The sequence below is a fragment of the Streptomyces sp. NPDC056479 genome, assembly GCF_042795335.1.
In the GTDB taxonomy this organism is placed as follows: Bacteria; Actinomycetota; Actinomycetes; order Streptomycetales; family Streptomycetaceae; genus Streptomyces.
This window is the reverse complement of sequence record NZ_JBHTRZ010000003.1, coordinates 668,599-693,112: the sequence shown is the minus strand read 5'-3', so window position 1 is coordinate 693,112 and position 24,514 is coordinate 668,599. Positions and strand designations below refer to the sequence as shown.

General features: G+C 70.9%; 22 protein-coding genes. 5 read left to right on the top strand and 17 right to left on the bottom strand.

Features of this window, described 5'->3' with window-relative positions; all coding sequences use genetic code 11:
* Positions 1-77 precede the first annotated feature (77 nt).
* The 5 genes from ACFQ6S_RS14565 to ACFQ6S_RS14545 form a co-directional block, all read right to left on the bottom strand.
* Positions 78-161: a putative leader peptide gene (locus ACFQ6S_RS14565; RefSeq protein ID WP_349817346.1), complete on the bottom strand. Its 84-nt coding sequence runs from the start codon at positions 159-161 to the stop codon at positions 78-80.
* Positions 162-287: 126 nt separating this feature from the next.
* A complete protein-coding gene (locus ACFQ6S_RS14560) occupies positions 288-860 on the bottom strand; it encodes a GNAT family N-acetyltransferase (RefSeq protein ID WP_383408129.1) in 573 nt (190 codons plus the stop codon).
* Between the two features lie 74 nt (positions 861-934).
* Entirely contained in the window at positions 935-2,224 is a 1,290-nt protein-coding gene (locus ACFQ6S_RS14555; RefSeq protein WP_383408126.1) for a hypothetical protein, read from the bottom strand.
* 178 nt (positions 2,225-2,402) lie between these two features.
* Positions 2,403-3,692, bottom strand: a complete 1,290-nt coding sequence (locus tag ACFQ6S_RS14550; protein ID WP_383408123.1) for a GAF domain-containing protein — start codon at positions 3,690-3,692, stop codon at positions 2,403-2,405.
* A gap of 273 nt (positions 3,693-3,965) precedes the next feature.
* Complete coding sequence (locus tag ACFQ6S_RS14545; protein WP_383408120.1) at positions 3,966-5,600, bottom strand: acyl-CoA dehydrogenase family protein; 1,635 nt, start codon at positions 5,598-5,600, stop codon at positions 3,966-3,968.
* Positions 5,601-5,737: 137 nt separating this feature from the next.
* Here ACFQ6S_RS14545 and ACFQ6S_RS14540 point away from each other — a divergent pair, with 137 nt between their 5' ends.
* Positions 5,738-6,880, top strand: a complete 1,143-nt coding sequence (locus tag ACFQ6S_RS14540; protein ID WP_383408118.1) for a YihY/virulence factor BrkB family protein — start codon at positions 5,738-5,740, stop codon at positions 6,878-6,880.
* Positions 6,881-6,901: 21 nt separating this feature from the next.
* Here the strand turns inward: ACFQ6S_RS14540 and ACFQ6S_RS14535 are convergent, their stop codons facing one another.
* Positions 6,902-7,753, bottom strand: coding sequence for an NAD(P)H-binding protein (locus ACFQ6S_RS14535; RefSeq protein ID WP_383408115.1), 852 nt, complete (start codon positions 7,751-7,753; stop codon positions 6,902-6,904).
* Positions 7,754-7,833: 80 nt separating this feature from the next.
* On the opposite strand from ACFQ6S_RS14535, the gene ACFQ6S_RS14530 reads away from it, so the two are divergent.
* Positions 7,834-8,769 carry an AraC family transcriptional regulator gene (locus ACFQ6S_RS14530; protein ID WP_383408112.1) on the top strand — a complete coding sequence of 312 codons (936 nt, stop codon included), beginning with the start codon at positions 7,834-7,836 and terminating at the stop codon, positions 8,767-8,769.
* Between the two features lie 110 nt (positions 8,770-8,879).
* On the top strand, positions 8,880-9,572 hold the full coding sequence (locus tag ACFQ6S_RS14525) for a helix-turn-helix domain-containing protein (protein ID WP_383408109.1): 693 nt from the start codon (positions 8,880-8,882) through the stop codon (positions 9,570-9,572).
* Here the strand turns inward: ACFQ6S_RS14525 and ACFQ6S_RS14520 are convergent.
* From ACFQ6S_RS14520 to ACFQ6S_RS14510, 3 genes are all read right to left on the bottom strand, one after another.
* Positions 9,549-9,956 (bottom strand): VOC family protein, encoded by a 408-nt coding sequence (locus ACFQ6S_RS14520; RefSeq protein WP_383408107.1) that lies wholly within the window; start codon positions 9,954-9,956, stop codon positions 9,549-9,551. The two genes, ACFQ6S_RS14525 and ACFQ6S_RS14520, sit on opposite strands and share 24 nt — an antisense overlap.
* A 51-nt stretch (positions 9,957-10,007) precedes the next feature.
* The gene (locus ACFQ6S_RS14515; protein WP_383408104.1) at positions 10,008-10,640 is read right to left on the bottom strand and encodes a VOC family protein; all 633 of its coding nucleotides are present in this window, start codon (positions 10,638-10,640) and stop codon (positions 10,008-10,010) included.
* 64 nt (positions 10,641-10,704) lie between these two features.
* Positions 10,705-11,727, bottom strand: coding sequence for a DUF5954 family protein (locus tag ACFQ6S_RS14510; RefSeq protein ID WP_383408101.1), 1,023 nt, complete (start codon positions 11,725-11,727; stop codon positions 10,705-10,707).
* 164 nt (positions 11,728-11,891) lie between these two features.
* Here ACFQ6S_RS14510 and ACFQ6S_RS14505 point away from each other — a divergent pair, with 164 nt between their 5' ends.
* Positions 11,892-12,545, top strand: coding sequence for a ThuA domain-containing protein (locus ACFQ6S_RS14505; protein ID WP_383408098.1), 654 nt, complete (start codon positions 11,892-11,894; stop codon positions 12,543-12,545).
* Between the two features lie 47 nt (positions 12,546-12,592).
* On the opposite strand, the gene ACFQ6S_RS14500 is transcribed toward ACFQ6S_RS14505, so the two are convergent.
* The 8 genes from ACFQ6S_RS14500 to ACFQ6S_RS14465 form a co-directional block, all read right to left on the bottom strand.
* Entirely contained in the window at positions 12,593-13,738 is a 1,146-nt protein-coding gene (locus ACFQ6S_RS14500; RefSeq protein WP_383408095.1) for a ferritin-like protein, read from the bottom strand.
* Between the two features lie 205 nt (positions 13,739-13,943).
* Positions 13,944-14,999, bottom strand: a complete 1,056-nt coding sequence (locus ACFQ6S_RS14495) for a LacI family DNA-binding transcriptional regulator (protein ID WP_383408092.1) — start codon at positions 14,997-14,999, stop codon at positions 13,944-13,946.
* A 171-nt stretch (positions 15,000-15,170) separates the two neighbouring features.
* A complete protein-coding gene (locus ACFQ6S_RS14490) occupies positions 15,171-16,760 on the bottom strand; it encodes a family 43 glycosylhydrolase (protein WP_383408089.1) in 1,590 nt (529 codons plus the stop codon).
* Between the two features lie 22 nt (positions 16,761-16,782).
* Positions 16,783-17,730, bottom strand: a complete 948-nt coding sequence (locus ACFQ6S_RS14485; protein ID WP_383408086.1) for a carbohydrate ABC transporter permease — start codon at positions 17,728-17,730, stop codon at positions 16,783-16,785.
* On the bottom strand, positions 17,730-18,614 hold the full coding sequence (locus tag ACFQ6S_RS14480) for a carbohydrate ABC transporter permease (RefSeq protein WP_383408083.1): 885 nt from the start codon (positions 18,612-18,614) through the stop codon (positions 17,730-17,732). Before ACFQ6S_RS14480 ends, ACFQ6S_RS14485 begins: the two co-directional genes overlap by 1 nt.
* A gap of 10 nt (positions 18,615-18,624) precedes the next feature.
* Positions 18,625-19,968, bottom strand: coding sequence for an ABC transporter substrate-binding protein (locus ACFQ6S_RS14475; protein ID WP_383408080.1), 1,344 nt, complete (start codon positions 19,966-19,968; stop codon positions 18,625-18,627).
* A 402-nt stretch (positions 19,969-20,370) separates the two neighbouring features.
* Positions 20,371-21,462 (bottom strand): LacI family DNA-binding transcriptional regulator, encoded by a 1,092-nt coding sequence (locus ACFQ6S_RS14470; RefSeq protein WP_383408077.1) that lies wholly within the window; start codon positions 21,460-21,462, stop codon positions 20,371-20,373.
* A 220-nt stretch (positions 21,463-21,682) separates the two neighbouring features.
* Positions 21,683-22,699: a hydroxyacid dehydrogenase gene (locus ACFQ6S_RS14465; protein ID WP_383408073.1), complete on the bottom strand. Its 1,017-nt coding sequence runs from the start codon at positions 22,697-22,699 to the stop codon at positions 21,683-21,685.
* Positions 22,700-23,072: 373 nt separating this feature from the next.
* Between ACFQ6S_RS14465 and ACFQ6S_RS14460 the strand changes: the two genes are divergently transcribed.
* On the top strand, positions 23,073-24,428 hold the full coding sequence (locus tag ACFQ6S_RS14460) for an extracellular solute-binding protein (RefSeq protein WP_383408070.1): 1,356 nt from the start codon (positions 23,073-23,075) through the stop codon (positions 24,426-24,428).
* Positions 24,429-24,514 lie beyond the last annotated feature (86 nt).

Below are 24,514 nucleotides of genomic sequence, written 5' to 3'. Positions count from 1 at the left end.
CGGGCGCATGGGCATACGTGCGCGTCATTGCGCGGGAATGAAGCGAAAAGAGAGAGATGTCGGGCGCTGCGGAGCTGTCAGCGCACCGGACAGATGGCGCTGGACATGCGGCCGAGGTCGACGTGCCGCCGACTCACCAAGGCAATCCCAGTTCCAGACATGACGGAAGCGTGGCATGGCGATCTGGACAGAGTCCAGCTTTGTCCATCATGCGGACACTCGTGTCCCGTAGCGTGAGACGAGAGTGTCGTCGGTCACATGACTGTATTGCGCCGTTTCTGCCCAGGTCAGGCTGGGTACGCCGCCGGCCACGGTCCGGGCGTGGTCACCTGGGTCTCCTCCTCGACCTTGGTGTCGAAGAGCTTGAAGCCCCGGCGCTGGTAATTGTCCATGGCGTGCTCGCCGTCCTTGCTGCACGTGTGCAGCCATACCCGCTTCGTCGGCGGCAGCCCCGGCCAGCGGTCCGCCAGATCCCAGGCGCGCGCGGCGCCGTACGCCAGCAGATGCCCGCCGATCCGGCGGCCGCGGAAGGCCGGGATCAGGCCGAAGTACTCGATCTCCACGACCCCGTCGTCCTGCGGGCTCAGCTCCACATACCCCGCGGGCGTCCCCCGGTCGTAGGCCACCCACGTCTCGACCCCCGGACGCTCCAGATGCTCCTGCCACCGCGGGTACGTCCAGCTCAGCCGGTCGATCCACAGGATGTCCCCGCCGACCGAGGCGTACAGGAACCGGCTGAACTCGGGCGAGGGCACCTCGGACCGGATGATCCTCACGTCCCCCTCCGGCGCGGCGGCCGGGAGGAGGTCGGTGGGCGAGGTCTGCTCCAGGGACCAGGTGGTCACGGGGATGTTGGTCATGACGGCCAGGGAATCACCCGAGTGGCCGATCTGTCGATCGGCGTCCACGCGGGCGACCCCTCGGCCGCCCGCGGCTACCCGAGCGCCCGGTCGATCGACGTCAGCGGCATGGCGAACAGCATCCGGCCCGACTGGGACCAGACCTCACCGGTCGCCTCCCAGTACGACAGAGGGCCGACCTGGATGCCCCAGCACCGGGGCGCGTTCTCCTCGCCGCAGCGGGTGGCCTCGGCGCCCTCGGTGTCCTGGCGCCACAGACTGCCGTGCCGGTCCGTGCTGCCCGGGGCGCGGCCCACGTACCAGTCGGGGCGGTCGGCCCCGCTCGCCCGGTGCGACAGGACGCCCTCGATGCCGGACGCCTCCGTCTCGTACGCCTCGACCACGGACGCGGATCCGGTGGCGTCGGTGGCGAGCAGGCCGGGGCGGGCCGGGTCACTGTCGAAGTCGTAGCGCCACAGGCGGGCGGGCCGGTCGCTGTCGGCCGCCGTCGACTCGCCGGCGACCAGGCTGTCGGGCGCGGTGCTGCGGTCGAGAGAGATGCCGCCGGTGCGGGGAGCGGCGCTCCCGCCGGTCAGACGGTACGAGCCGACGGCCGGCAGTACGAAGCGGTCGCCGTGCGCCGACCAGCCCTTGTCCACGCGGCCCACCGCGGCGCTGTCGACCGTGGTGCGCTGGACGCGGTTCATGTCGTACACGTACAGGCCGTCGGCGGCGGTGACCAGCAGCTTGTTCTGGTACCAGACCATGCCCGAGAGCCGGGAGGGCAGGGCGCGGTAGTCGCGGCCGCCGTCCACCGGGACGACCAGGAGGGCCGACGCGTAGCGGAGGTGGGCCAGGTCGTTCGCGTCGACGAAGGCGACCCGGGCGAGTCCCCGGTCGGCGGTGCCCTGGCTCCAGCCGGAGAGGATCACCCGATTGTCGTTCCACCAGCCGTCGTCGTCGGCGTCACCCGAGGTGGTGACGGCCCCCGCCCGCCAGCCCCGGGTGTCGGCGGCGTCCCAGCAGTACGCGCGCGTGGCCGCCGGAGAGACCGGCAGCGCGGTGCGCTCGACGGCCGTACAGCCGCTCGCCCCGCGCAGACTGCGGTCGGCGGTCTCCAGGACGGCACGGACGCCGACCGGCTTGCCCATCCCGGCGGAGAGTTCGTCGAGGGTGGCCTGCGGGACCAGTTGCTCCTGGAGGCGCAGCGCGCCGGTGTCGGCGGCCCGGGTGAGGGGCTCGAGCGCCCCGGGGTTGTCGCCGACCGTGGCCTGTGAGGCGCTGATCATCGTGGCGGCGGCGGTGAGCGCGAGGGCGGTCCCGGCGAGGAACGCCCGAACGGCCCGGCCCTGCCTGCGTCTACGGTGTCTGCCGCGGTGCTTCATCAAACCTCCCGAGGCGAGCCAACTGCGGCCATTGGTTTGTGCGTTGACCAAAGGAGCAGGTGGGGTGGCCCGTAGAGGGATGCTACGGCAGTTGAGCACGTCTGCGGACTAAGACCCGCAAATATGCGCGCCAAGACGGCGTATATATGGGTGTACATACGGGGAAACGGGTCTCAACTCAGGACATCCCGGTCGAGATCCGGCCCCGCAGCACCGCGGGCGCCGTCGAGTGCGGCAGCAGATCGCACGGGTCGTCCGGCAGCAGCACCTCGACCTCCGCGTCCTCGCGGAAGCGGTACGGCCGGTGCTCCAGGAAGGCCCCGAGATAGCGCCGGACCCGCGACATCTCGGCGCGCACCGTCACGGTGCGGCCCGGGTCGCCGAACATGTCCTCGGCCAGCCCCGCCGCGCTGCGGCCCGCCGGATGCAGGGCCAGCAGATACACCAACTCGGCGTGCCGGGGACTGAGTTCATGGCTCCAGGAGCCCGCGCCACCGGACACCGTCACCGACCAGCGGCGCGGCTGCGTCAGATCCAGCGCGATCCGCATCGCCCCGGTCGGCGCCGGCTCGTCGGCGGCCCGCAGCAGCCAGCCGCCCGCCAGCGGCTCCACCGAGCACGGCCCCAGCGTCGGCAGCCAGCGCCGCCCCGGCGACAACGCCTTGGGCAGCGCGATCCGGTTCGGGTACGGCATCCCGGTCACCGCGGCGGTCCAGCCGTCCCGGTCCACCACCAGCGCCCACCCGGTCAGCCGCGCCAGCACCGGCGCCGCCACCGCGCGCAGCCGCTCCAGCGAGCTCAGATGCAGCTCCCGCAGCCGGGCCTCCGCCAGCTTGGCCACCGAGTCGACCCAGGCGAGCGTGGCCGGGTGCATGGTCTCCAGCGGCCCGCTGACATCGACCACGCCGAGCAGCCGGCCGTCCCGCGGATCCGTGATGGGCGCGCCCGTGCAGGTCCAGGAGGTCTGTGAGCGCTGGAAGTGCTCGGAGGCGAAGACCTGTACGGGCCGGCGCACCACGACCGGGGTGCCGATGCCGTTCGTGCCGACGACGTCCTCCCGCCAGTCGGCGCCGAGTTCGAATCCGAGGCCGTCGGCCTTGCGCAGCACGGAGGAATTGCCCTCCCGCCACAGCACCCGGCCCTCGTCGTCGGCGACCACCATGATGTGGTGGGCGACGTCGGCGACCGAGAGCAGTCCCTCGCGCAGCACCGGCAGCACATGTCGCAGCGCGGTGGTCTCCCGGCGCCGCTGCACCTCCTCGCGGGACAGCAGCCCCGACCGGAAGTCGTGGTCCGGGTCGACACCGCTGCGCAGCATCCGCTCCCAGGACCGCTCGATCACCGGGCGCGGCGCGACGGGCGCGCGCTGTCCGGAAAGCGCGGCGGCGCGGACCTCACTGAGTACTCGCGCCGCCCGCGCCGAGTCCACGGTGGCCAGCTGCGTCACGTCCGTCGGCGAGAGCGCCAAGGGTCCTCCCGGGGGAAGCGGTCTCATCCTGACTGGGTGTCTCATTTCTGCGCGTCCGAGGGTGCATGTCTCATAGTGCCGCCCCGCCGCTCGCGGTGGGACACAGTCCGCACACAGTCGCCAACAAGTTGCAACCCCTTGCAACCCTGGTGGACCGCCTTGGCCTGATTGAAACTTGAGCGACGCCGTCCCGAGCGGCGTTCGGGCCCTCGAACGGGCCAAGCGCGGGGGTGGTGCCGTGTCGGCGCAGCACCACCCCCGTCTCCCGCCGTCTCAGGCCTCCGGCCTCGAACGATCCACCACCGACGTCAGGTTCATGGTCGACGGCAGGGTCCCGAAGGCCGCACCCCCGTCGCCGCCCAGCCGGGACGCGCAGAACGCGTCGGCCACCTCCGATGGCGCGAACCTGACCAGCAGCGAGCCCTGCAGCACCAGCGCGAGCCGCTCCGTCAGGCGCCGGGCGCGTGCCTCGATGCCCTCCAGATCGGCCAGTTCCGTCAGCAGCCCCTTGATCGCCCCGTCCAGCCGGTGATCGGCACCGCGTGCCAGGCCGACCTCCCGCAGATACGCGTCGAGCGCGGCGGGCTCCCGCTGCAACGCCCGCACCACGTCCAGCGCCTGGACGTTGCCCGCGCCCTCCCAGATCGAGTTCAGCGGCGACTCGCGCACCAGCCGGGGCATCCCGGACTCCTCGACATAGCCGTTGCCGCCCAGGCACTCGGACGCCTCGACCGTCACCGGCGTACACCGCTTGGTCACCCAGTACTTGGCGGCCGGCACCGCGATCCGCAGCAGCGCCCGTTCCTGCTCGCCGCCGTCGTCGTAGGCAGCCGCGAGCCGCAGCGCGAGCGTGGTCGCCGCCTCCGACTCGACGGCCAGATCGGCCAGGACGTTGCGCATGAGCGGCTTGTCGACGAGCCTGCCGCCGAACGCCTCCCGATGGGAGCAGTGATGGACCGCCTGCGCCACGGCCTGCCGCATCAGCCCCGCCGAACCGAGCACACAGTCCAGCCGGGTCGCCGCCACCATTTCGATGATGGTGCGCACCCCGTGCCCCTCCTCACCGACCCGGTGCGCCCACGTCCCGTCGAACTCGACCTCGGCCGACGCGTTCGACCGGTTGCCCAGCTTGTCCTTCAGCCGCTGGATCAGGAAGACGTTGCGGCTGCCGTCCTGCAGCACCCGCGGCACGAGGAAACAGGTGAGCCCGCCCGGCGCCTGGGCCAGCACCAGGAAGCCGTCCGACATGGGTGCCGAGCAGAACCACTTGTGGCCGGTCAGCTCGTACGACTCGCCGTCGGGGAGGGGGCGTGCGGCCGTCGTGCCCGCGCGCACGTCGCTGCCACCCTGCTTCTCGGTCATGCCCATACCGAACAGGGCCCCGGGCTTCTGCCCGGCGGGCCGCAGCGCGGGGTCGTAGATCATGGATGTCAGCCGCGGTTCCCACTCGGCGGCCAGGTCGGGGTCGGTGCGCAGCGCGGGGACCGCCGCGTGGGTCATGGACAGCGGGCAGCCGTTGCCGGCCTCGACCTGCGTCCACAGCAGAAAGGCCGCCGCCCGCCGCACATGCCCGCCCGGCCGTACCCAGGCCGAGGTGAGACCCGCCGAGACGCCCTTGCCGAGCAGCCGGTGCCAGGACGGATGGAACTCGACCTCGTCGATCCGGTGGCCGTAGCGGTCGTGCGTACGCAGTCGCGGTGGGTTCTCGTTCGCCAGCATCCCCCACTCCTGCACCTGCGCCGACCCACAGGTCCGCCCGAAGGCGGCCAGTTCCTCGCTGCCCTCCTCCAGCAGGTCCGGGGCGAGGTGACGCTCGACTGCCGAGGTCAGGGCCCGGTCGGCGGTGTAGACGTCGTAGCCGATCAGGGGCGGGGGCTGGTTGGTCACCGTGTGCGTGCTGCCTGCCATGCCTGTGAACCTATCCCTGCGGTGGGCGGTGGACTCCACCCTGACACGGCGGCTGCGCGGGGGACCTGGCAGGTGGCGCCGGGTGTGCATCGGGCGCCGCGATGAGTCTCACCCCGTACGGCGGATACCTTTAGGTCGTGCAGTCAGCAAGTGAATCGTCCCCCCAGCAGCCCTCCGGGCGTCTCCACCGGGCGCGTGCCCTCTACCGGAACGTCTCGAAGCGCAGGACCGCCTGGCTGTTGCTCAAGGACACCGTGAACTCGTGCATCGAGTACCGCATCCTCGGCCTCGCCGCCGAAGCCGCGTTCTTCACGCTGCTGTCCGTGCCCCCGCTCCTCCTCAGCCTCATCGGCCTCCTCGGTTACGTCGACGACTGGACCGGCACCGACACCATCAACAGCCTGGAGACCAACCTCCTGGAGGCCTCCCGCACCGTCCTGTCCGACAAGGGCGTGCGGCAGATCGCCCAGCCGATCCTGGACGACGTGATGAACGGCGGCCGCCCCGACGTGATCTCCGTCGGCTTCCTGTTCGCCCTGTGGTCGGGCTCCCGCGCGGTGAACGTCTTCATAGACACCATCACCGTGATGTACGGCCTCGACGGTGTCCGGGGCATCGTCAAGACGCGGCTCGTGGCGTTCCTGCTGTTCCTCGCGGCACTGCTGATCGGCTCGGTGGCGCTGCCCCTGATGGTGGCGGGGCCGGACGCTGTGGTGCGGATCGTGCCCTGGTCGGAGACCCTGGTGCAGGTCCTGTACTGGCCGGTCGTGATCATCCTGTCGATCGCGTTCCTGACCACGCTGTACCACGTGTCCGTGCCGGTGCGCTCACCCTGGATCGAGGATGTGCCGGGCGCGCTGGTCGCCCTCGGGATGTGGGTGCTGGGCAGCTTCCTGCTGCGGATCTACCTGACGAACACCATCGAGGGAGCCACGATCTACGGCTCCCTCGCGGCCGCCGTCGCCGTACTGCTGTGGATCGGTGTGTCCGCGTTCGCCGTGCTCGTCGGGGCCGCGGTCAACGCCGCGATCGACCGGGTGTGGCCGGCCGCCGCGACGGCCGCGGCCCGCGCCGCGAACGAGCGGATGCGCGAGGCCCAGGTCGCCGAGTACGTGGCCCGCGCCGCCGCGGGCCGCGAGCCGGACCCGGACGACCCGGACATGCCGTCGGAGTTCCCCGAACGCTGGTCGCGCTTCCTGCCGCCGGAGGACGTGACGTCGAGGCTGCGGACCCATGTGAAGAGCACACACCACCACCCGCACAAGCCGGAGGACTCCTAGGGCCTGTTCTTTCGTCCGGACTCACGCCTTCCACACGCCCGCCGCCGCGGCCTCCCGCACGAAGTCGGTGAAGTCGCGCGGCTCACGGCCCAGCACCTGGCGGACGTCGTCCGTGACGTGGGCGTTGCGGCCGTCCATGAGGGTCTCGAAGACCTCCACCAGGAGCTCGACCTCCTCGGGCGGAACCCCGAACCCGGCCAGGGCCTCGCCGTACGAACGGGTCGGCACCGGTGTGTAGGTGATCGTGCCGCCCGTCGCCGCGGAGATCTCCGCGACCGCCTCCCGCCACGAGAGCAGCCGCGGCCCGGTCAGCTCCACCGTCCGCCCGACATGACGATCGCCGGACGTCAGCACGGCCGTCACGACGTCCGCGATGTCCCGCACGTCGACGAACGGCTCCTTCACCTCGCCGGCCGGGAAGACCAGCTCCCCGTGGACCATGCCCTCCACCAGCGGGCCCTCGCTGAAGTTCTGGGCGAACCAGGTGGCCCGTACGACCGTCCAGTCCGCGCCGGACGACTTCAGCGCCTCCTCGGTCGGCAGCGCCTGGTCCTCACCGCGCGCCGACAGCAGCACCAGCCGCCGCACCCCGAGCCCGACCGCTTCCCGGGCGAGCGCGCCGACACCCTCGGCCGCCGCCGGGGAGCCGACGTCGGACGGGTACATCAGGTACGCCGCGTCCGCGCCGCGCAGGGTCTGGGCCCAGGTCGTCGGGTCCTCCCAGTCGAAGCCCTGCGCCCGGGACGCGGCCCGTACCGTGAGCCCCGCCGCGCGCGCCGCTTCCGCCACCCGGCTCCCGGTACGACCCGAGGCACCGGTCACCACTACCGTCATCGCTTGCGTGTTCGCCGTTTCGGCTGCGTTCTGCGTCATGCCTCCAGTCAACGGCCGCGGGCCCCAACAGCCCATCGCTGAACGGCTCATTCCCATGTTCGGGCGTCTACGCTGGCGGCATGGACGCCCTTGCAGGACTGCTGGAGGGTCCACGTGCGCGTGGCGCCTTCATGATCCGCGCGTGTTTCGAGCCGCCATGGTCCATCCGCGTCGAGGACCGAGCCCCGCTGACCGTCATGGTCATGGTCCGCGGCGAGGCCTGGGTGATCCCGGACCGTGGGGAAAGGCTCCGGCTGCGCCCCGGCGACCTCGCCATCGCCCGCGGCCCCGACCCGTACGTCTGCGCCGACGACCCCGGCACCGCGCCCCAGGCCCTGATCCTGCCGGGCGCCGAGTGCCGCTACCCCGACGGGCGCTCCCTGAACGGCTCGATGGACCTGGGCGTGCGTACCTGGGGCGACCGGCTCGACGGCTCGGCCGTGATGCTGATCGGCACCTATCTGTGGGAGGGCGAGATCAGCGGGCGGCTGCTGAAGGCGTTGCCGCCGCTGCTGTCGCTCCCGGCCGAGGTGTGGGACTGCCCGCTCACCCCGTACCTGATGGAGGAGATCGTCCGCGAAGAACCCGGCCAGGAGGTCGTCCTGGACCGGCTGCTCGACCTGCTGGTCATCGCCGCGCTCCGGGCCTGGTTCTCCCGCCCGGAGGCGGCGGCGCCGGCCTGGTACGCGGCGCTGGCCGACCCCGTGGTCGGCCGGGTGCTGCGGCTCGTCCAGGACGACCCGGCACACCCGTGGACGGTCGCCACGCTGGCCGCCAAGGCGGGGGTGTCGCGGGCGGCGCTGGCTCGCCGGTTCACCGAGCTGGTGGGGGAGCCGCCGATGACGTACCTCACGGAGTGGCGGATGGCGCTTGCGGCGGATGCGTTGCGTGATACGGACGACACGCTGGATTCCATTGCGCGGCATGTCGGTTATGGCAGCGCCTTTGCTCTGTCCAGCGCGTTCAAGCGGGTCTACGGGGTGAGTCCGCAGGAGCATCGGACGCGGGTGGTCTAGAGAGCGCGATTCGCCGTCGGGGTGCGGCCGTTCTGCGGGCTGCGGGAGGTGCGTGGCCGGTCGCGCAGTTCCCCGCGCCCCCAGGAGTGCCGGGGCGTAGCCTCGCCTGTATGTACGCGGAGCGGGTGTCCCGGCTGCAGGGTGCCGTGGTGTGGACGAACACCCCCGATGCGCACGGCGCCGGGCGGGTCCTGCCCGACGGGTGTATGGATCTGCTCTGGAACGACGGGCGGCTGCTCGTCGCAGGGCCCGATACGCGGGCGTATGTCACCGAGGGCGAGCGGAGCAGCTGGGCGGGTGTCCGGTTCTTTCCCGGGACCGCGCCCGGCTTCCTGGGCGTCCCCGCGCACGAGCTGCGTGATCTGCGTGTCGACCTCGCCGATCTGTGGCCGGTCTCGGAGGTACGGCGGCTGTGCGGGCGTATCGAGGCGGCCGACGACCCCGTGAGTGCGCTCGAGGACGTGGCCGTGGAGTGCGCCGTCGGCGCGGAGCCGCCCGATCCGGTGCTACGAGGGGTGGTCGCCGCACTCGATTCGGGGCGCCCCGTCGCCGCCACCGCCGACGAGCTCGGGCTCGGCGCCCGTCAGCTGCACCGCCGGTGTCTGACCGCCTTCGGCTACGGTCCCAAGACGCTGGCCCGGATCCTGCGGCTGCAGCGCGCGCTCGTCCTGGTGCGAGGCGGTATCGGCTTCGCGGACACGGCCGTGCGCGCCGGGTTCGCCGATCAGGCCCATCTGGCGCGGGACGTCAAGGAGTTGGCGGGACTACCGCTCGGTGAGCTACTCGGCCGGCGCGGCGGCTAGCGGCGCGAACAGGTCGACACCGGTTCCGTCCGGGTCGTGCACGGTGGCGTACCGCTGGCCCCAGAAGGCGTCCCATGGCTTGAGCTCGCCGTGGTGACCGGCGTCCACCAGCTCCTCGTACACCCTGTCCACCTCGCCCGGATCCGCGCACCGCAGGGCCAGCCCGGCCCTGCTGCCGCCCGTGGGCGATCGCCACTGGGGATGGAACGACCGCACGGTCTGCTCGGTGTCGAGCAACAGACGCAGCCCGCCCGGCAGTTCGGCTTCCACGTGCGGCTCGCTCTCGGCGCCGTCCGGGAAGGCGAAGCCGAGGCGGCGGTAGAACGCGACGGAGGCTGCCATGTCGCTGACGACGAGGCCGATGGCATCGAATCGTGGAGTCATGCGGCCAACGTAGACAGCCGGGTGCCGGGCTGTCTTGAAGGAATCGGACGCCTAGTGAAAGGTCACCGGGCCCAGCGGCGTGTCCACCGTGAACGAGATGCCCACCGGGCCCGTCGTGAGGTCGAGGTCGGTGTCGAGGGCCGCCAGCAGGGGCCGGATCTCGTCGGGCTCGGGGGCGCTCGCGGACAGGGACAACAGGGGTGTGGTGGGCAGGCCGGAGGCGGTGGGGTGGAGGGACGTGCCCCAGTCGATGAGGAAGGGCACGAGCCCGGACGGGTGGGCGTCGTCGCCGTCGGTGAGGCGCCACTGGAGCAGGGTGCCGTCCGGCTTGCGGCGGCTCATCGACTGCGCCGGGCCGGGGTCGTAGCCCTGGGCGCGGGCGGTCGCGATGGCCGCGTCCAGGTCGGGCGGGCTGATCGCCCAGGTGACCGTGCGCGGGCCGGTGAGGCCGTCGACCTCGAAGGGGCGCGGCCGGCCGGGCTCGGACTGCTCGGGATCCGGGCCGATGATCTCCAGATAGCGGGTACCGCCCAGCGACACCAGGTGGTTACGGGTGCCGAGCCCGACGTGCACGCCGCCCGGGGCCGGGGGCACACCGGTGCGCCGGGTGAAGTCGGTGACGGTGGCGGCCAGGTCCGGGGTCGCGAGGACGAGATGATCCAGGTGTGCGGGAATGGCGTTCATCGCAGCCGAGGCTACGCAGGGCGGGTCGCGATATGGAACACCTGTGCGCCAGGCCGGTGTTGTGTCACTCGTCGTGGACGAGGGTGCCGTCCGGGAGCAGCGTCGGATGGATCTTCATCGGGCCGTACTCGTCCACATCCGAGGGGCGAGGTGTCTCCGGGCCGTCGGGTCCCATGCGGAGCACGCGCTCGACACGGCAGATCCGGAACACCCGGCCCGCCGTCCTGGCCTCGTCGGCGCGCTCCCGCGCCCGGAACTCCTCGGCCGCCCGCGCGTACTCGGCCTTCTGCGCGTCGTCGAACCGGTACAGCATGGGCCACGTCTCGGTCAGCGCGTCGTGCAGCACTCGCCGGGCGTCGTGCGGGGTGGACTGGAGGGCGAGGGCCGGCTCCCAGCCCCCTCGCTGCCGCTCGACCACGCCGAAACAGGTGGGCAGCAGCACGACCTCCGGATGCGAGTCCACGGCCCGCTCCGAGTCGCCGCGCACTTCGGCGGGGAAGCGCGCGCCCCGGTACGCGAAGTCCCGCAGCCACGCTCGCAGGGCGCCCGCCATCGGACCGCCGTCCGCGCGCCCCGGGTCGAGGACGAGGTCCGGATCGGGGGAGGGGGTGTGGTCGTCGCGTAGGTTCCAGGTCCGTTCGGCGGGCTCCGGGTCGGTGGGCCGGGGCGGCTCCAGCCCCTCTTCGTCGCAGCGCGTGAACTCGTCCCCGCGCACGATCCGGTACCGCACCCCGCACACCTCGACCTCGTTGACCGGCTCCCGGTCCAACACGTCCACGGCGGCGAGGAGTTCACGCCGTACGCCCGGATCGTCGGTGTCGTCCTTCGCGCGGAACCACAGGTGGGAGTTCAGCGAATCCCGGCACATCTGCGGCATCCCGTTCACGACCGGCGTCCGCACCCGCCACCTCGGCCCCACCGCCGGATCCCGCACGGCCACCCCGAACACCGGCCCGCGCAGGGCGACCCCGGGATAGCGCAGGGCGGCGTCCATCGCGTCGGCCTCCCGCACCCAGGCGGCCGGGTCGTCCCGCCGGACCAACTCCTCGTGGAGGGCGTGGATCTGCTGCTGCCAGTCATGGGCCATGCACGCATTGTCGCGAGGGCGCCGTCGCGCCCGGGGGTGAACGGACCCAACATCCCTGGATGTTGGACGGCGAATGCCGGACGGCGTGACGAAGGGCCGAGCCGAAATTTTCGGATCACCGTCAGGAGTGGGAAGCAATCCCCGGCTCACCTAGGCTCGGTCGCATGTCCGTACGACTCCTCGTCCACACCCGCACCACCGCCTACCGGCATGAATCCATCCCGGCCGGCGTCGAGGCCGTCCGTACGGTCGGTGACTTCGAGGTGGAGCACACCGAGGATCCACGGGCCTTCGAGCAGCCCCTCGACGGATACTCGGCCATAGTCTTCCTCTCCACCAGCGGCGAGGTCCTCACCCCCGCCGGGCGCGGGCGTCTCGCCGCGTACATCGAGTCGGGCGGTGGTTTCGTCGGGGTGCACGCGGCCGCCTGCACCGAGTACGACTGGCCGTACTACGGCGAACTGCTGGGCGCCCGGTTCGACCGGCACCCCGAGTACCAGCCGGGCAAGGCGATCGTCGAGGACCGCGACCACCCGGCCACCCGGCACCTTCCCGCCGTATGGGACTTCGTCGACGAGTGGTACGACTTCCGCACCAACCCCCGGGGCGCGGTACGCGTGTTGGCCCGCGCCGACGAATCGTCCTACGAGGGCGGCCGCATGGGCGAGGACCATCCGCTGGTGTGGTGCCGGGAGCACGGCGAGGGGCGCGTCTTCTACACGGCCCTGGGCCACGCCTCCGAGGCCTACGAGGACCCCGACTTCCGTGCCCATCTCCTCGGCGGGATCGAGTGGGCACGGACTCGGCGGTCGTTGTAGAACCGTTCGCGCACTCCCGCGCGAACTCGACGACGCGGCGACCGTTCCTATGCGCCGCGCGGCCTGCGCATCGCGCGGAACTGGGGGCCATAGGTGCCCCGGGTGCCGGGGATCCCTGTCTCCATCAGCTCCACGGCGGGCCGCTCCAGTCCCCGCATGGTGTGGATGCCGGCGCCCAGACTGCGCGAACCGCCCCCGGCCCAGGCCGCGTCCAGGGAGTCCAGCACCGTGCTGTACATGGCGTCGAAGCGGAACAGGAGCCCCCCGACATGGGCCGACGTGTTGCGCCAGCCGCCGACCGGGACCGGGGCCATGGGCCGCACGTCCGGGAAGGGCACGGGCGGGCCGACATATCTCCAGCCGTCGTCGGTCCGGCGCAGCTCACGGCCGTGGTAGATCTCGCCGAAGGCGTAGTAGTGCGCCGGACGGTCGTCCGAGAAGGAGTCGATCGGGGAACTGGCGGTGCCCTCGCCCTGTTCCCTGATGATCTCGATGGCGTGCTCGACGTCGTCGAGGTCACGCACCGGCCGCAGTTCGTCGGAGTCGATGTGCTGGGTCACCTGACCGCGCACCGAGAGATCCGGCCGCACGGTCCTGAACGCCCGCAGCATGCCGTCGTAGAACTCGCCGACGGTGGGGGAGGCCGCGCTGCGGGCGAGAGACACCTCGGGGGCCTCGATCGCCATCATCACATCACGCACGAAGGGCCTGGTGAGGCCCGACAGATAGACGTTCACCCCGGCACGCACCCCGCCCGGCAGCGGGCCGGGGTAGACGGGTGCGGCGGCCTTGATCTGCGGCCTGCCGCCCACGGCCACCAGCAGATTGCAGACGATGCCCAGGTGGTACATCTCGTCGCCGACGATGCGCCGGATCATCCGCGCGACCTCGCTGCGGTGGTCCTTCACCGACCACCAGCCGCACAAGTACGGCGGGATGGTGGCCAGTTCGAGCCCTACGGCGACCTGAAGGGCCGACCGGAGCCAGGCGACCCCGCGGCCGTCCTCGGCAACGGCCATCAGACGCGCGACCGACCCGAGGCCGGCCGCGGCGAGCGGCGCGCCCTCCGGCGCCGCTGCCGCCTGCGCGGGACCGGCGACCGCGGTCGGTGTCCCCGCCGCCACCGCGGCCGACGCCAGGAAACTCCTGCGCCTGAACGGACCAACCGCCGATTCGTCCGGCTCTTCGCTCATACCCGTCTACCTCGCCTCAGCTCATAGGGACGGCCCCGCCTCGGCTCGACGCACCGCACCCGGGACCCCTCCGACAGCTCGCGAAGCTAGCAGCGATCACCGCCGCGACCAGGGCACACGTGCCGAGCGGCGCATCGACCACCCTGTCGGTCCAACGTGGGCGGGCCGGGTGGGCAGGTCCCTCACGAAAGGTGGGTTCACGGGCTCAGCGAGCCATCCCGTCAGGCGGGCCGGCCGTGCTCGACCGCTCCACCAACCGCGTCGACAGCTCCGTCCGCGTGCTCTCCGGCCGGTCCCCGTCCATCATCCGCACCAGCAGATGCAGGGCCGTCGCCGCCATCTCCGACAGCGGCTGGCGGACCGTGCTGAGGGCGGGGGAGAGCCAGCGGGCCTCCGGCAGATCGTCGAACCCCACCACGCTCATGCCGTCCGGCACGCTCAAGTCCCGTTCCGCCAGCGCTTCGTAGACCCCGAGGGCCATCCGGTCCGAGCAGACGAAGACGGCGGTCGGCGGTTCGGGCAGATCGAGGAGTTCCAGCATCCGGCGGTGGGCGACCCCCTCGTCGAAGCCCGCGTGCCGGACGTACTCGGGGCGCAGCCGGACCCCTGCCGAGGCGAGCGCCGAGCGGTAGCCGGCCACCCGGGCGGTGCTGCACATCTTGCGCTGATGACCCGCGATCACGGCGATCCGCTCATGTCCCAGTGCCAGCAGATGCTCGGTCGCCGTCACCCCGCCCTGCCAGTTCGCCGCGCCCACCGACACCACACCGGGCGGCGGTTCCAGCACCGGGTCGATCATGACGAACGGGATGCGATGCTGCTCCAGCCACGCGTACTGCGACGCCGTCAGCTCGGCCAGGTTGAACAGCACCCCCGAGGAGCCGCGTGCGATGAGTTTGTCCAGCCAGCCCCGTTCCGGACGGGCGCCCCGGGTGCGGGTCAGTCCGGCCGAGACCACCACCTCCAGGCCCGCGTCGTGGGCCGCCGCCTCCACCCCGTGCAGCACCGCGCCCGACCAGGAGGTGTCCAGCGAATGCACGACGAGGTCGACCAGGCCCGGTGTCTTCGCCGCGTCGAAGCGGGGTCTGCGGACATAGCCGAGCCGGTCCAGCGCCTCGGTGACCCGGCGACGGGTCTCGGGGGCCACGTCCTCCCGGCCGTTGACCACCTTGGAGGCGGTCGGCACGGACACCCCGGCCTCGCGGGCCACGACCGCGAGGGTCGGCCCGGCAGCCACGCTCGCACCGCCCGTACGGACCATCGGGAACCACCTCTCCGGCCCGCCCCAGGGCCATGAAAAGTTTCGACCAGCGCGAAACAGTAAGCGCTTCCTACGCTTCCTACCCTAGGTTCGCCGCGCTGAGTCCGGAAGAGGCAGGACTTCGCGGGAGGCCACGGATCGCGATCTTCGAAACCTCGAACGGGCCCTGGGCTAGCGGCAGATGAGGCGGAATCCCGTGAAGTCGGCGGTGAACGACGCGTCGACGAGGTCCACGGCGTGGATGCCGGCCATCGACCCGGTGAACCGCAGCCTGGAGCCGTGGTCGTCGGACAGCCGGGTGAAGTCCAGTGCCGGCCCGACCGGTGTCCGCTCGCCTGCGCGGACGTACCAGAACCGGGCCCGCCCCTCCTCGACGCTCACGCCCAGGGTCAGCGGCGCGCTCGCGTCCACCTCCACCACGGCCGCCTCCCGGGTGCCGGACTCCGCACGCTCCACGAGCCGGAGCACCGTACGGCCCCCGCCTGCCCACTGCTGCCCGCGCTGCCCCTCACCCGAGGGCTCGGCCCAGGTCAGGTCCAGGCTCAGATACGCCTCCGAGTCGTATCGCAGAACCAGCCCGGCGGCCTGCGTGAAGGTGCTCGGACGGGCCTGGACGGTGACCTCTGCCTCCGCGCGGTGCTCGGTGATCCGCCGGGCGAGCAGACTGTGCGCCCACCGCGACTCGGGACCGTGCCGGCCACGCAGCCGGATCCAGCCCGGCCGGGTGGTGGCGTCGGCCCAGCTCGGGTCGGCGTATCCACGCAGGGTGCTCCAGGGCCAACCCAACGCGTCGACCGGGGCGCCGAGTCGGGGCTCGGGTGCGAGGGCCGGCGTCGCCACCTCCACCTCGACCGCGGGATGCGCACCCCCGTGGCGCAACCTCGGCCACCCCTGTGCGTCCCACGTCACCGCCTGGACGGCCGTCTCGCGCCCGAGTGTGCAGCGCGGACCGTCCGGCGTACGCAGCGGACGGGCCACGAGGTGACTCAACACCCAGTCCCCGCCCGGCATTTGGACCAACTCACCGTGGCCGGCCTTCTGCAACGGCAGCGACGGATCGTCGCGGGACGTCAGCAACGGGCGGTCGTCGAGCTCGTACGGCCCGCTGAGGGAACGGCTGCGCGCCATGCGGACCCCGTGCTCGAACCCCGTGCCGCCCTCCGCCAGGACCAGGTGGTACCAGCCGTCCCGGCGCACCAATTTCGGCCCCTCGATGAGCCGTTCGTGCTGGAGCAGCAGATGCGTGCCGCCGACCGGGCTCAGTGTCTCCCGGTCCAGCTCCGTCAGCACGATCCCGGCGAACCGCCGGCCGCCCGGGCGGTGGTCGTTCTGGAGGTTGAGCAGCCACAACCGGCCTTCGTCATGGAAGAGCGCGGGGTCGAAGCCGTGGCTCGGCAGGCTGCGCGGCGGCGCCCACTCGCCGCCGATCTCCGCGGCCGTGGTGACGTACGTGTCCGCGTCGAAGTACGGCGTGCCCACCGAGCGCACGACCGAGTAGACCATCCAGAACCGCTCACCGTCCCAGCTCAGCGACGGCGCCCAGATGCCGCCCGAGTCGGGGACCCCGGCCAGCGAGTCGCCGGGGACCGCCCCTTGGACATGGCCCGCGTACTCCCAGTGGGCCAGGTCCTGGGAGCGGTGGATCGGGATCGTCGGGAACCACTCGAACGAACTCGTCGCCACGTAGTACCAGTCGCCCACCCTGACCAGGGAGGGGTCCGGGGCGAAACCGCGGATGACGGGGTTGTGCAGCAAGGTCACGTGAGGGCTCCCGGTGCGGCGGTCACTTCAGGGCCCCCAGCGTCACGCCGGTCCGCCAGTAGCGCCGCATCGCGACCATCATGATCGCCATCGGCACGATGGACAGCAGCGCGCCCGTCAGTACGAGACTGGTCACATCGATGCCCGACTCCAGGCGTTTGCCGGTCCAGTTGTACAGGCCCAGATTGAGGGTCCAGTTCTCCTCGCCGCGCAGCACGGTCAGCGGGAGGAAGAAGGCGTTCCAGGTGTTGACGAAGGCGAGCAGGAACACCGTGGCGCCGCCCGTGGTCATCATCCGCAGCACGATGCTGAAGAAGATCCGCACCTCGCCGGCGCCGTCGATCCGCGCCGCCTCCAGCAACTCGAAGGGGATCGCGGCCTCGGTGTACACCTTGGCCAGATACACACTGAACGGGTTGATCAGACAGGGGATCAGCATCGCCCAGGGCGTGTCGACCAGCCCGATCGCCGAGAACAGCAGATACAGCGGCAGGGTGAGCAGCGCGATCGGGATCAGGAACGACCCCACCACGCACGCGAAGACGACACCCCGCCCGGGAAAGTCGAACCGGGCGAGCCCGTACCCCGTCGCCAGCGCGATCAGCGTGCCGCCGAGGGAGCCGACACCGGCGTACAGGAACGAGTTGGCGGTCCAGCGCAGGAAGATGCCGTCCTCGTAGGTGAACACCTGCTGGAGGTTGTCCCACAGATGCCAGCCGGAGAACCACAGTCCGTTGCTCTGGTACAGCCCCACCCGGTCCTTGGTCGCGGCGATCATCAGCCAGTACACCGGGAACAGGCTGTAGGCGCTCGCCAGAACCAGCCCGACCAGCACGAACCGCTGCCCGCCCCGGGACCGCGCGGCCGCGTCCGGGCGACCGAGCCGCCGCACGCCCCGCCCCCCGCCCGAGGGCCGGCCACCGCCCTCCGGTTCCGTCTCCCGCTGCTTGCGATGCACGGTCAGTGCCATCAGTCCGCCTCCCTCGAGGTCAGCCGGTAGAAGAGGAAGGACGCCACCCCGAGGATCAGGGCGAGCAGCACCGAAAGGGTCGCGGCGTAGTGGTAGTTGCCTGCGTTGAACGCCTGGTTGTAGATGATCATGATCGGGGTGAAGCTGTCGCTGACGGTCTGCGGCGTCACGTTCCTGAACAACGCCGGTTCATTGAAGATCTGGAGCATCTGGATGATCGACAGCAGGGCGGTCAGGACGAGCGCCCCGCGCACGAACGGGATCTTGATGCTCAGCGCGATCCGCAACTCGGAGGCACCGTCCAGCCGCGCGGCCTCGAACAGCTCGCGCGGCACGCCCTGGAGCGCCGCGTAGATGATCACCATGTTGTAGCCGATGCCGTGCCAGGTCAGCAGATTGCCGATGGCCGGCCACACCATGGAGGGCGCGAAGAAGTTCCAGTCGAGTCCGAACAGTCCGGCGAGCGGCGTGAGCGGTCCCACCTCGGGGCTGTACAGATTGATCCACACGATCGCGGCGACGACACCTGGGATCATGTACGGCACCAGCAGCAGAATCCGGAACCGCCCGGCCGCCCTGGCGCCGACCGCGTCCAGGAACAGCGCCAGGACCAGGCTGACGAGCAGCATGAACGGGATCTGCACACAGGCGAACAGCACCACCCGCAGGACGGAGCCGATGAACGCCGAGTCGGTGAGCCCGTCGCGGTAGTTGTCCAGGCCCACGAACTCGGTGGTCGCGCCGCCGAGGCCCAGCCCGGACTGCTTCTGGAGAAACAGCGACTGGTAGACCGCGTAGCCGATCGGGAGCAGATACAGAAAGGCGAAGCCGAGCTGGAAGGGCACCGTGAAAGCGGCGCCCTTCCAGCGCTGGGAGCGAATCATCGAGTCCGCCTCAGCCCTTGACGCTGATGCCGCGCTGCTTCAGGTCGTCGACCGTCCACTTCTGCATGTGCGCCAGCAGATCGGTGACCTTCTGCTGCTTGCTGACGACCTTCGCCCACTCGTCCTGCATCTGCGTGAACATCGCCGTCCAGTTCGGCCCGAAGGTCCAGTCGGTGGCGACAGTGCCCAGGCTGTCCGTCACGACCTTCTTCGCGGGCTCGTAGTTCTTCCCGAGCAGCTTCTCGGAGATCGCCTCCGAGACATACGCGTCGCTGTCGGCCAGCGCCGGCATCACACCGCTGCCGGTCTCCGGACTCGCCATCGTCTTGACGGCACCGGCGTCGGTCGACATCCACAGCGCCGCCTCGGCGGCCTGCTCCTTGGCCTCGCAGTCCTCGGTCACCAGCGTCAGATTGCCGCTCTGGTTGGTCCCGGCCGGTGTCCTGGCCGCCTCCCCCTGGAAAGCGGGCCAAGGCGACAGCGCCCACTTGCCGAAGGACTTGGTGAAGTTCTGCACCATGCCGGACATCTGCCAGGTGGAGACCTGCCGGGTCGCGGTGCCGCCGTTGTCGTAGTTGCGCTGCACGGCCGCGTAGTCCGCGAAGGAGAGCTTGGAGTTGAGGTCGTTGTCGACGATCTCCTGGATCACCTTCGCGGCCTTGAGCGAGCCCTCGTCCTGGAAGTTCACCACCCATGAGTCGCCGTCGATGGCGTACCAGTGCGCCCCGGCCTGCATCGCCAGCACCTCCAGGGTGCTGGGGTCCTCACCGGCGTAGTTGGTGATCTTGATGTCGTGCTTCTTCAGTTCCTTGCCCGCGGCGATGAAGTCGTCCCAGGTCGCCGGGGCCTTGAGCCCGTACTTCTGGAAGAGGTCGGTGCGGTAGATGGTGAAGGCGGGCGCCGAGGCGGTCGGCACCCCGTACACCTTCCCCTGCACCTGACCGGTCGCCCACGAGCCGGCGTTGAACTTGTCCTTGTCGGCCTCGACATAGCGGGTGATGTCGGCGAGCGCGCCCTGCGAGACCCAACTCGTCACGTATTCGCCGGTGTTCTGGAGCAGGCAGGGCGCGTTGCCCGCCTTGACCGCGTTGGTCAGTTGCTTCTGCATGGTCAACTGGTCGGTGACCTTCGTGTACTTGAGCTGCACGTCCTTGTGCGAGGCGTTGAACGCCTCGACGACCGCCTGCTGCCCGTTGGCCCAGCCCCAGAAGTCCAGGGTGACCGGGCCGGAGCCCTTGGACCCCGACCCGGAGTCCTGTGAGTCGTTTCCGCCGCAGGCGGTGAGCAGACCTGTCAGTGCGATTCCCGCGACGGCGGCGGAGGCGAACCTTCTCCGGGGGCTGGTGATGTTCATCAGACCGTGATCCTTCGGAATGGGAGAGGACGTGCTTGCTTCGAGGCGGCTGCGACAAGGAGGCGCCGATCGGGAACGGCGGCCGGAATCCATCGGCTCGCGGTAGCGGAGCGGCGGCCAAGCGGAAGCGGTAGTAAGCGGTTGCAGGGAAGGTAGGCCGAGAGCTGAGCACATAGCAAGAGGTGCGCGGAAATTCGTTACGGCGGATTGTCGCGGACGTCAGCGCGGGAGGCGTCGCGACTCTGCCCGTACATGCGTCCGTAACTCCAGCTCAGCGCCCCTGACATGACGTCGGCAGGAGGGCGCGACGGCCCTCGGCCGGACCGCTCGCCCGCCTGCGAAGAAACCGAGAAACCGATTACGAAACGATCGCTTCCTGCGGCTCTCACGCCACTGCGATGCTCAGCCGCGCCGAGTGGTGGGCGGCCGCACGGAGTTGCGTACGACGACATGGGTGCCCAGCACCAGATGGTCCCCGTCACCGCCCTTGCGGCGCCCGGAGGCGCCCTCCCGCCGGTCGGCGACTGCGCGCAGCGCCACCCGCCCCATCTCCTCGTACGGCACGTGCACGGTGGTGAGTTGCGGGGTGAGCTGAGAGGCGAGCGGGATGTCGTCGTACCCCACGATCGACACGTCCTCCGGCACCCGCAGTCCCGCCGCACGCAGGGCCTGCATGGCTCCGGCCGCGACGACATCGGTCCCGGCGAGAACGGCGGTGAAGCCGGGAGTCTCCTCCAACGCGGCCTCGACGGCGTCGTACCCGTGCTCGTAGTCGTAGGGTCCGTGCCGCACCAGGGCCGGGTCGAAGGGCACGCCGTACGCCTCGAAAGCGCGCTGGGCGCCCTTCAACCTCCCCTGTGCGGTGGTGAGTTCGGAGTGTCCCGGCAGGACGAGCACCTCGCGGTGCCCGGCGGACAGCAGATGGCTGGCCATGGCGTAGGCGCCGCCCTCGTTGTCGTAGTCCACGGTCGTCGCCGGCACGTCGCCCTCCAGCGGCGGCCTGCCCACCAGGACCAGGTGCGACCCCGCGGCATCCAGCGAGCGCGCGAACCGGGCCATGCGTAGCTGGTACTCGTCGTAGTCGTAGGCGCCGCCCAGCAGCACCACGGCCGCGACGCCCTGCTGGCGCATGAGGTTGACCAGCGCCAGCTCCCGCTCGGGATCGTCCCCGGTGGTCCCCACCAACGAAAGCCAGCCCCGCAGTGTGGCCGCGCCCTCGACGCCCTTGGCCACATGGGCGAACGCGGCGCCGGTGATGTTGTTGATCAGGATGGCCACGGTGGGTGTACCGCCGCCGGCCAGGGAGCGGGCGTGGGCGTTGGTGACGTAGTCCAGGTCCCGGACGACCTTCATCACCCGGCGGCGCAGGTCCTCCGACACCGGGTAGTTGCCGGACAGCACACGCGACACGCTGGCGACGGAGACGCCGGCGCGTTCCGCCACGTCCCGGATGGTGGCCCGACCGGCATCGCCGGCCGCCTTGCGCTGACTCACCCTCGAGGCTCCTTCACCCTTGCGCCCACCGGGCCTTGAGCCCGGAAAACGCGCCCCCACAGATACAGAAACCGTATCCCATGACTCCTCCATCGCTCCCGGGCACGGTGTCGCGCCGGGTGCCGGACCACTTGCGGTCGCGGGACTGAGCGCCGGTCCACTTCAGCCCGGCGGATCGGATGCCGGCCCCCTACGCGCCCCTGTTCCCGCACCCCGACCATCAAGCCACCCGCACCAGATCGACCTCCCGCACCTCATGCACCAACGCCACTCCATCCACCACCCGCTCCAACTCCTCCACCACAATCCGCCCCAGCCGCTCCAGCTCATTGCCGAGCGACCCGGCGATATGGGGCGTCAGGAACACATTGGGCAGGTGATACAGCGGCGAACCCGCAGGCAACGGCTCCGGTTCGGTCACGTCGAGCACCGCGTGCAACCGCCCCGAGACCAGTTCGTCCGTCAGCGCCTCGGGGTCGACCAGCGCGCCTCGCGAGGTGTTGATCAGCACCCCGCCGTCCCGGATCAGCGCGAGCCGGTCCCCGTCGAGCATCCGGTACGTCTCGGGGATGTCCGGCGCGTGCAGGCTGACGATGTCGCTGTGCCGCAGCAGGTCCTCCAGCGACAGCAACTCCGCCCCGAACGCGGCGGCTTCGGCGGCGCTGACGTACGGATCGTGCAGCAGCACCGTGAAGTCGAACGGCCGCAGCAGCTCCAGCAGCCGGCGGCCGACCCGCGACGCGCCGATGACGCCGACGCGGCGGCCGACGTTGCCGGTGGCGGCGGTCTCGGCGGCGGACGGGTAGGTGTGCGAGGCGCGGAAGCGCTCCCGGTGGGTGAAGGTGTCCTTGCCGGCGAGCAGGATCATGGCGAGCGTGTACTCGGCGACGGGCAGCGCGTTGCCGGTCACGGCGCTGGAGACGGCGACACCCGCCTTCCACAGTGCGTCGCCGACCAGCGAGCGGACCGAGCCGGCCGCGTGCAGGACAGCGCGCAGCGCGGGTGCGGCGGCGAGGGCGTCGGCGTCGAGGCGGGGGCAGCCCCAGCCGGTGATGAGCACCTCGGCGCCGGCGAGGGCCTCGGCGGTCGCCGGGTCGGCGAAGTCGCGTACGACGAGCGCGGGGTCGATGGCGGCCGTCTGCATGAGCCGGGCCATCAGCGGCGGCGGGAAGAGCAGGGGGAGGTGCACCGGATCCATCGCGAACACGGCCCTCGGCAGGTGGGGGCGGCTGGGCATGGCTCTCCTGAGACACTCAGCGGAAACATTTTCTGAAAGCGCCTTCTACCGTAGATCCACCAAGTGAAGCGGTCAATCGATGCGGTGGGAAGTGGGGGTTGTGTGGCCTGGGTGAGGTGGGTGGTGGGCCGCACTCATGTCTTGCGCGTCCCATGGGAATCGCATACCGAAACCGGTTACTCACTCTTTTCGAAAGTTCGCCGAGCCTCTTGACGCCGTATCCGATCCGGAAAGAAGCTCTGGCCCAGCACCTACGGCAACCGGTTGCTACGGGTTTCTCCGCGTCGTCACGTCATCACCCGCAGCCGGAAATGACCGCCTGTGCGACCAGTGATCGAGATTTCGCACAAGCTGAGCAGGAGGTGGTGCGCCCATGCGCCCACAGGCCGGTGCCCGTCCCGGCGCCTCACCAAGTCGCCGCCGTTTCCTCGCCCTTTCCGCGGGTGCCGCCGGTGCGACCGCGCTGAGCGGCTGCGCGTTGCAGGTGTCGACCGGCGTCGGCGGTTCGGGCGAGACCGTCACCGTGATGGTGAATTCCGGCGACATCCTCCCGGAGCAGGTCCGGCAGGCGAAGAAGGACCTCGGCATCAAGATCGTCCTGGTGAAGTACGACATCACCAAGCTGATCGCGATGCTCACCAGCGGCAACCCGCCCGACCTTGTGCGCGGCGTCGGCGCCGTCGACCTTCCGTACTTCGCGGCGCGTGACGTGGCCGAGGAGCTGGACCCCTACTTCGCCCGCAGCGACGTCCTCGCGCTCGACGACCTGGACCCCGTCAACGACCTGTGGCGGTACGACGGCCGCACCCAGGGCAGGGGCCCGCGCTACGGCATGGCGAAGGACTTCTCCCAGGACTCCATGTACTGGTACAACACCTCGGCCTTCGACAGGGCCGGGGTCGACCGCCCGCCGGAGACCGATCCCGTCACCTACGAGGAGTGGCTGGATGCCGCCCGGCGTCTGGTCCGACGGAAGAACGGCCAGACCACTGTCTTCGGCGGCAGCTACGGCGGGCTGACCCGGGCCGGCCTCCTGGCGACGATGACCGCGTCCGCCGGTGGCCGCCTCTTCGACGACGGCTTCTCCCGCGTCGACTTCACCACTCCCGAGGCCCGCAAGGCACTCGCCTGGTACATCGACTACTGCCGGGCCAAGGTCGGGCCGAGCCTCGTCCAGCCCGACCCCAACGGCTGGGACGGGCCCACGTACCAGGCCGGACGGCTGGCCATGTCGAACTCCGGCTACTGGATGGGCGGCATGATCGGCACCGACCCGAAGCTGGCGCGGGTGTCCCGGCTGGCGCCTGCCCCGATGTTCGCGGGCGGTGAGCGGATCAGCGCCTGCCAGGGCGGCACCGGAGTGTGGATGCCGCGCGCGGCGCGGAACAAGGACGCCGCGTGGCGGGTCTTCGAGTGGTTCTTCGGCGAGGAGCCGGCGAAGGCACGCGCCTCGGGCGGCTGGGGCATCCCGTCGCTGAGGTCGTTGCGCCCTCTGATGCCCGCGAAGGAGGAGTACCAGAAGCGGGCGCTTGAGGTGCAGGAGAACGAGCTGAGGCATTTCTCGGTCGTCTCCTTCACGCCCTACACCCGTGCCGACGCGATCGACGCCCTCTTCAACCAGATCGCCCCCGCGGCGATGAACGGCCAGATCTCCGTCGACACCCTCGCCGGGCGCCTGAACTCCGCCATCAACGAGCAGCTCAAGCGCGGTAAGGAGCAGGTGGGATGACGGCCGACCAGATGCCCTCCGCCGCGGATCGCCGGTTCACTTCCGCCGCCGACCGTCGGGGGTCGCCTCCGCCGCCGGTCGTCCCC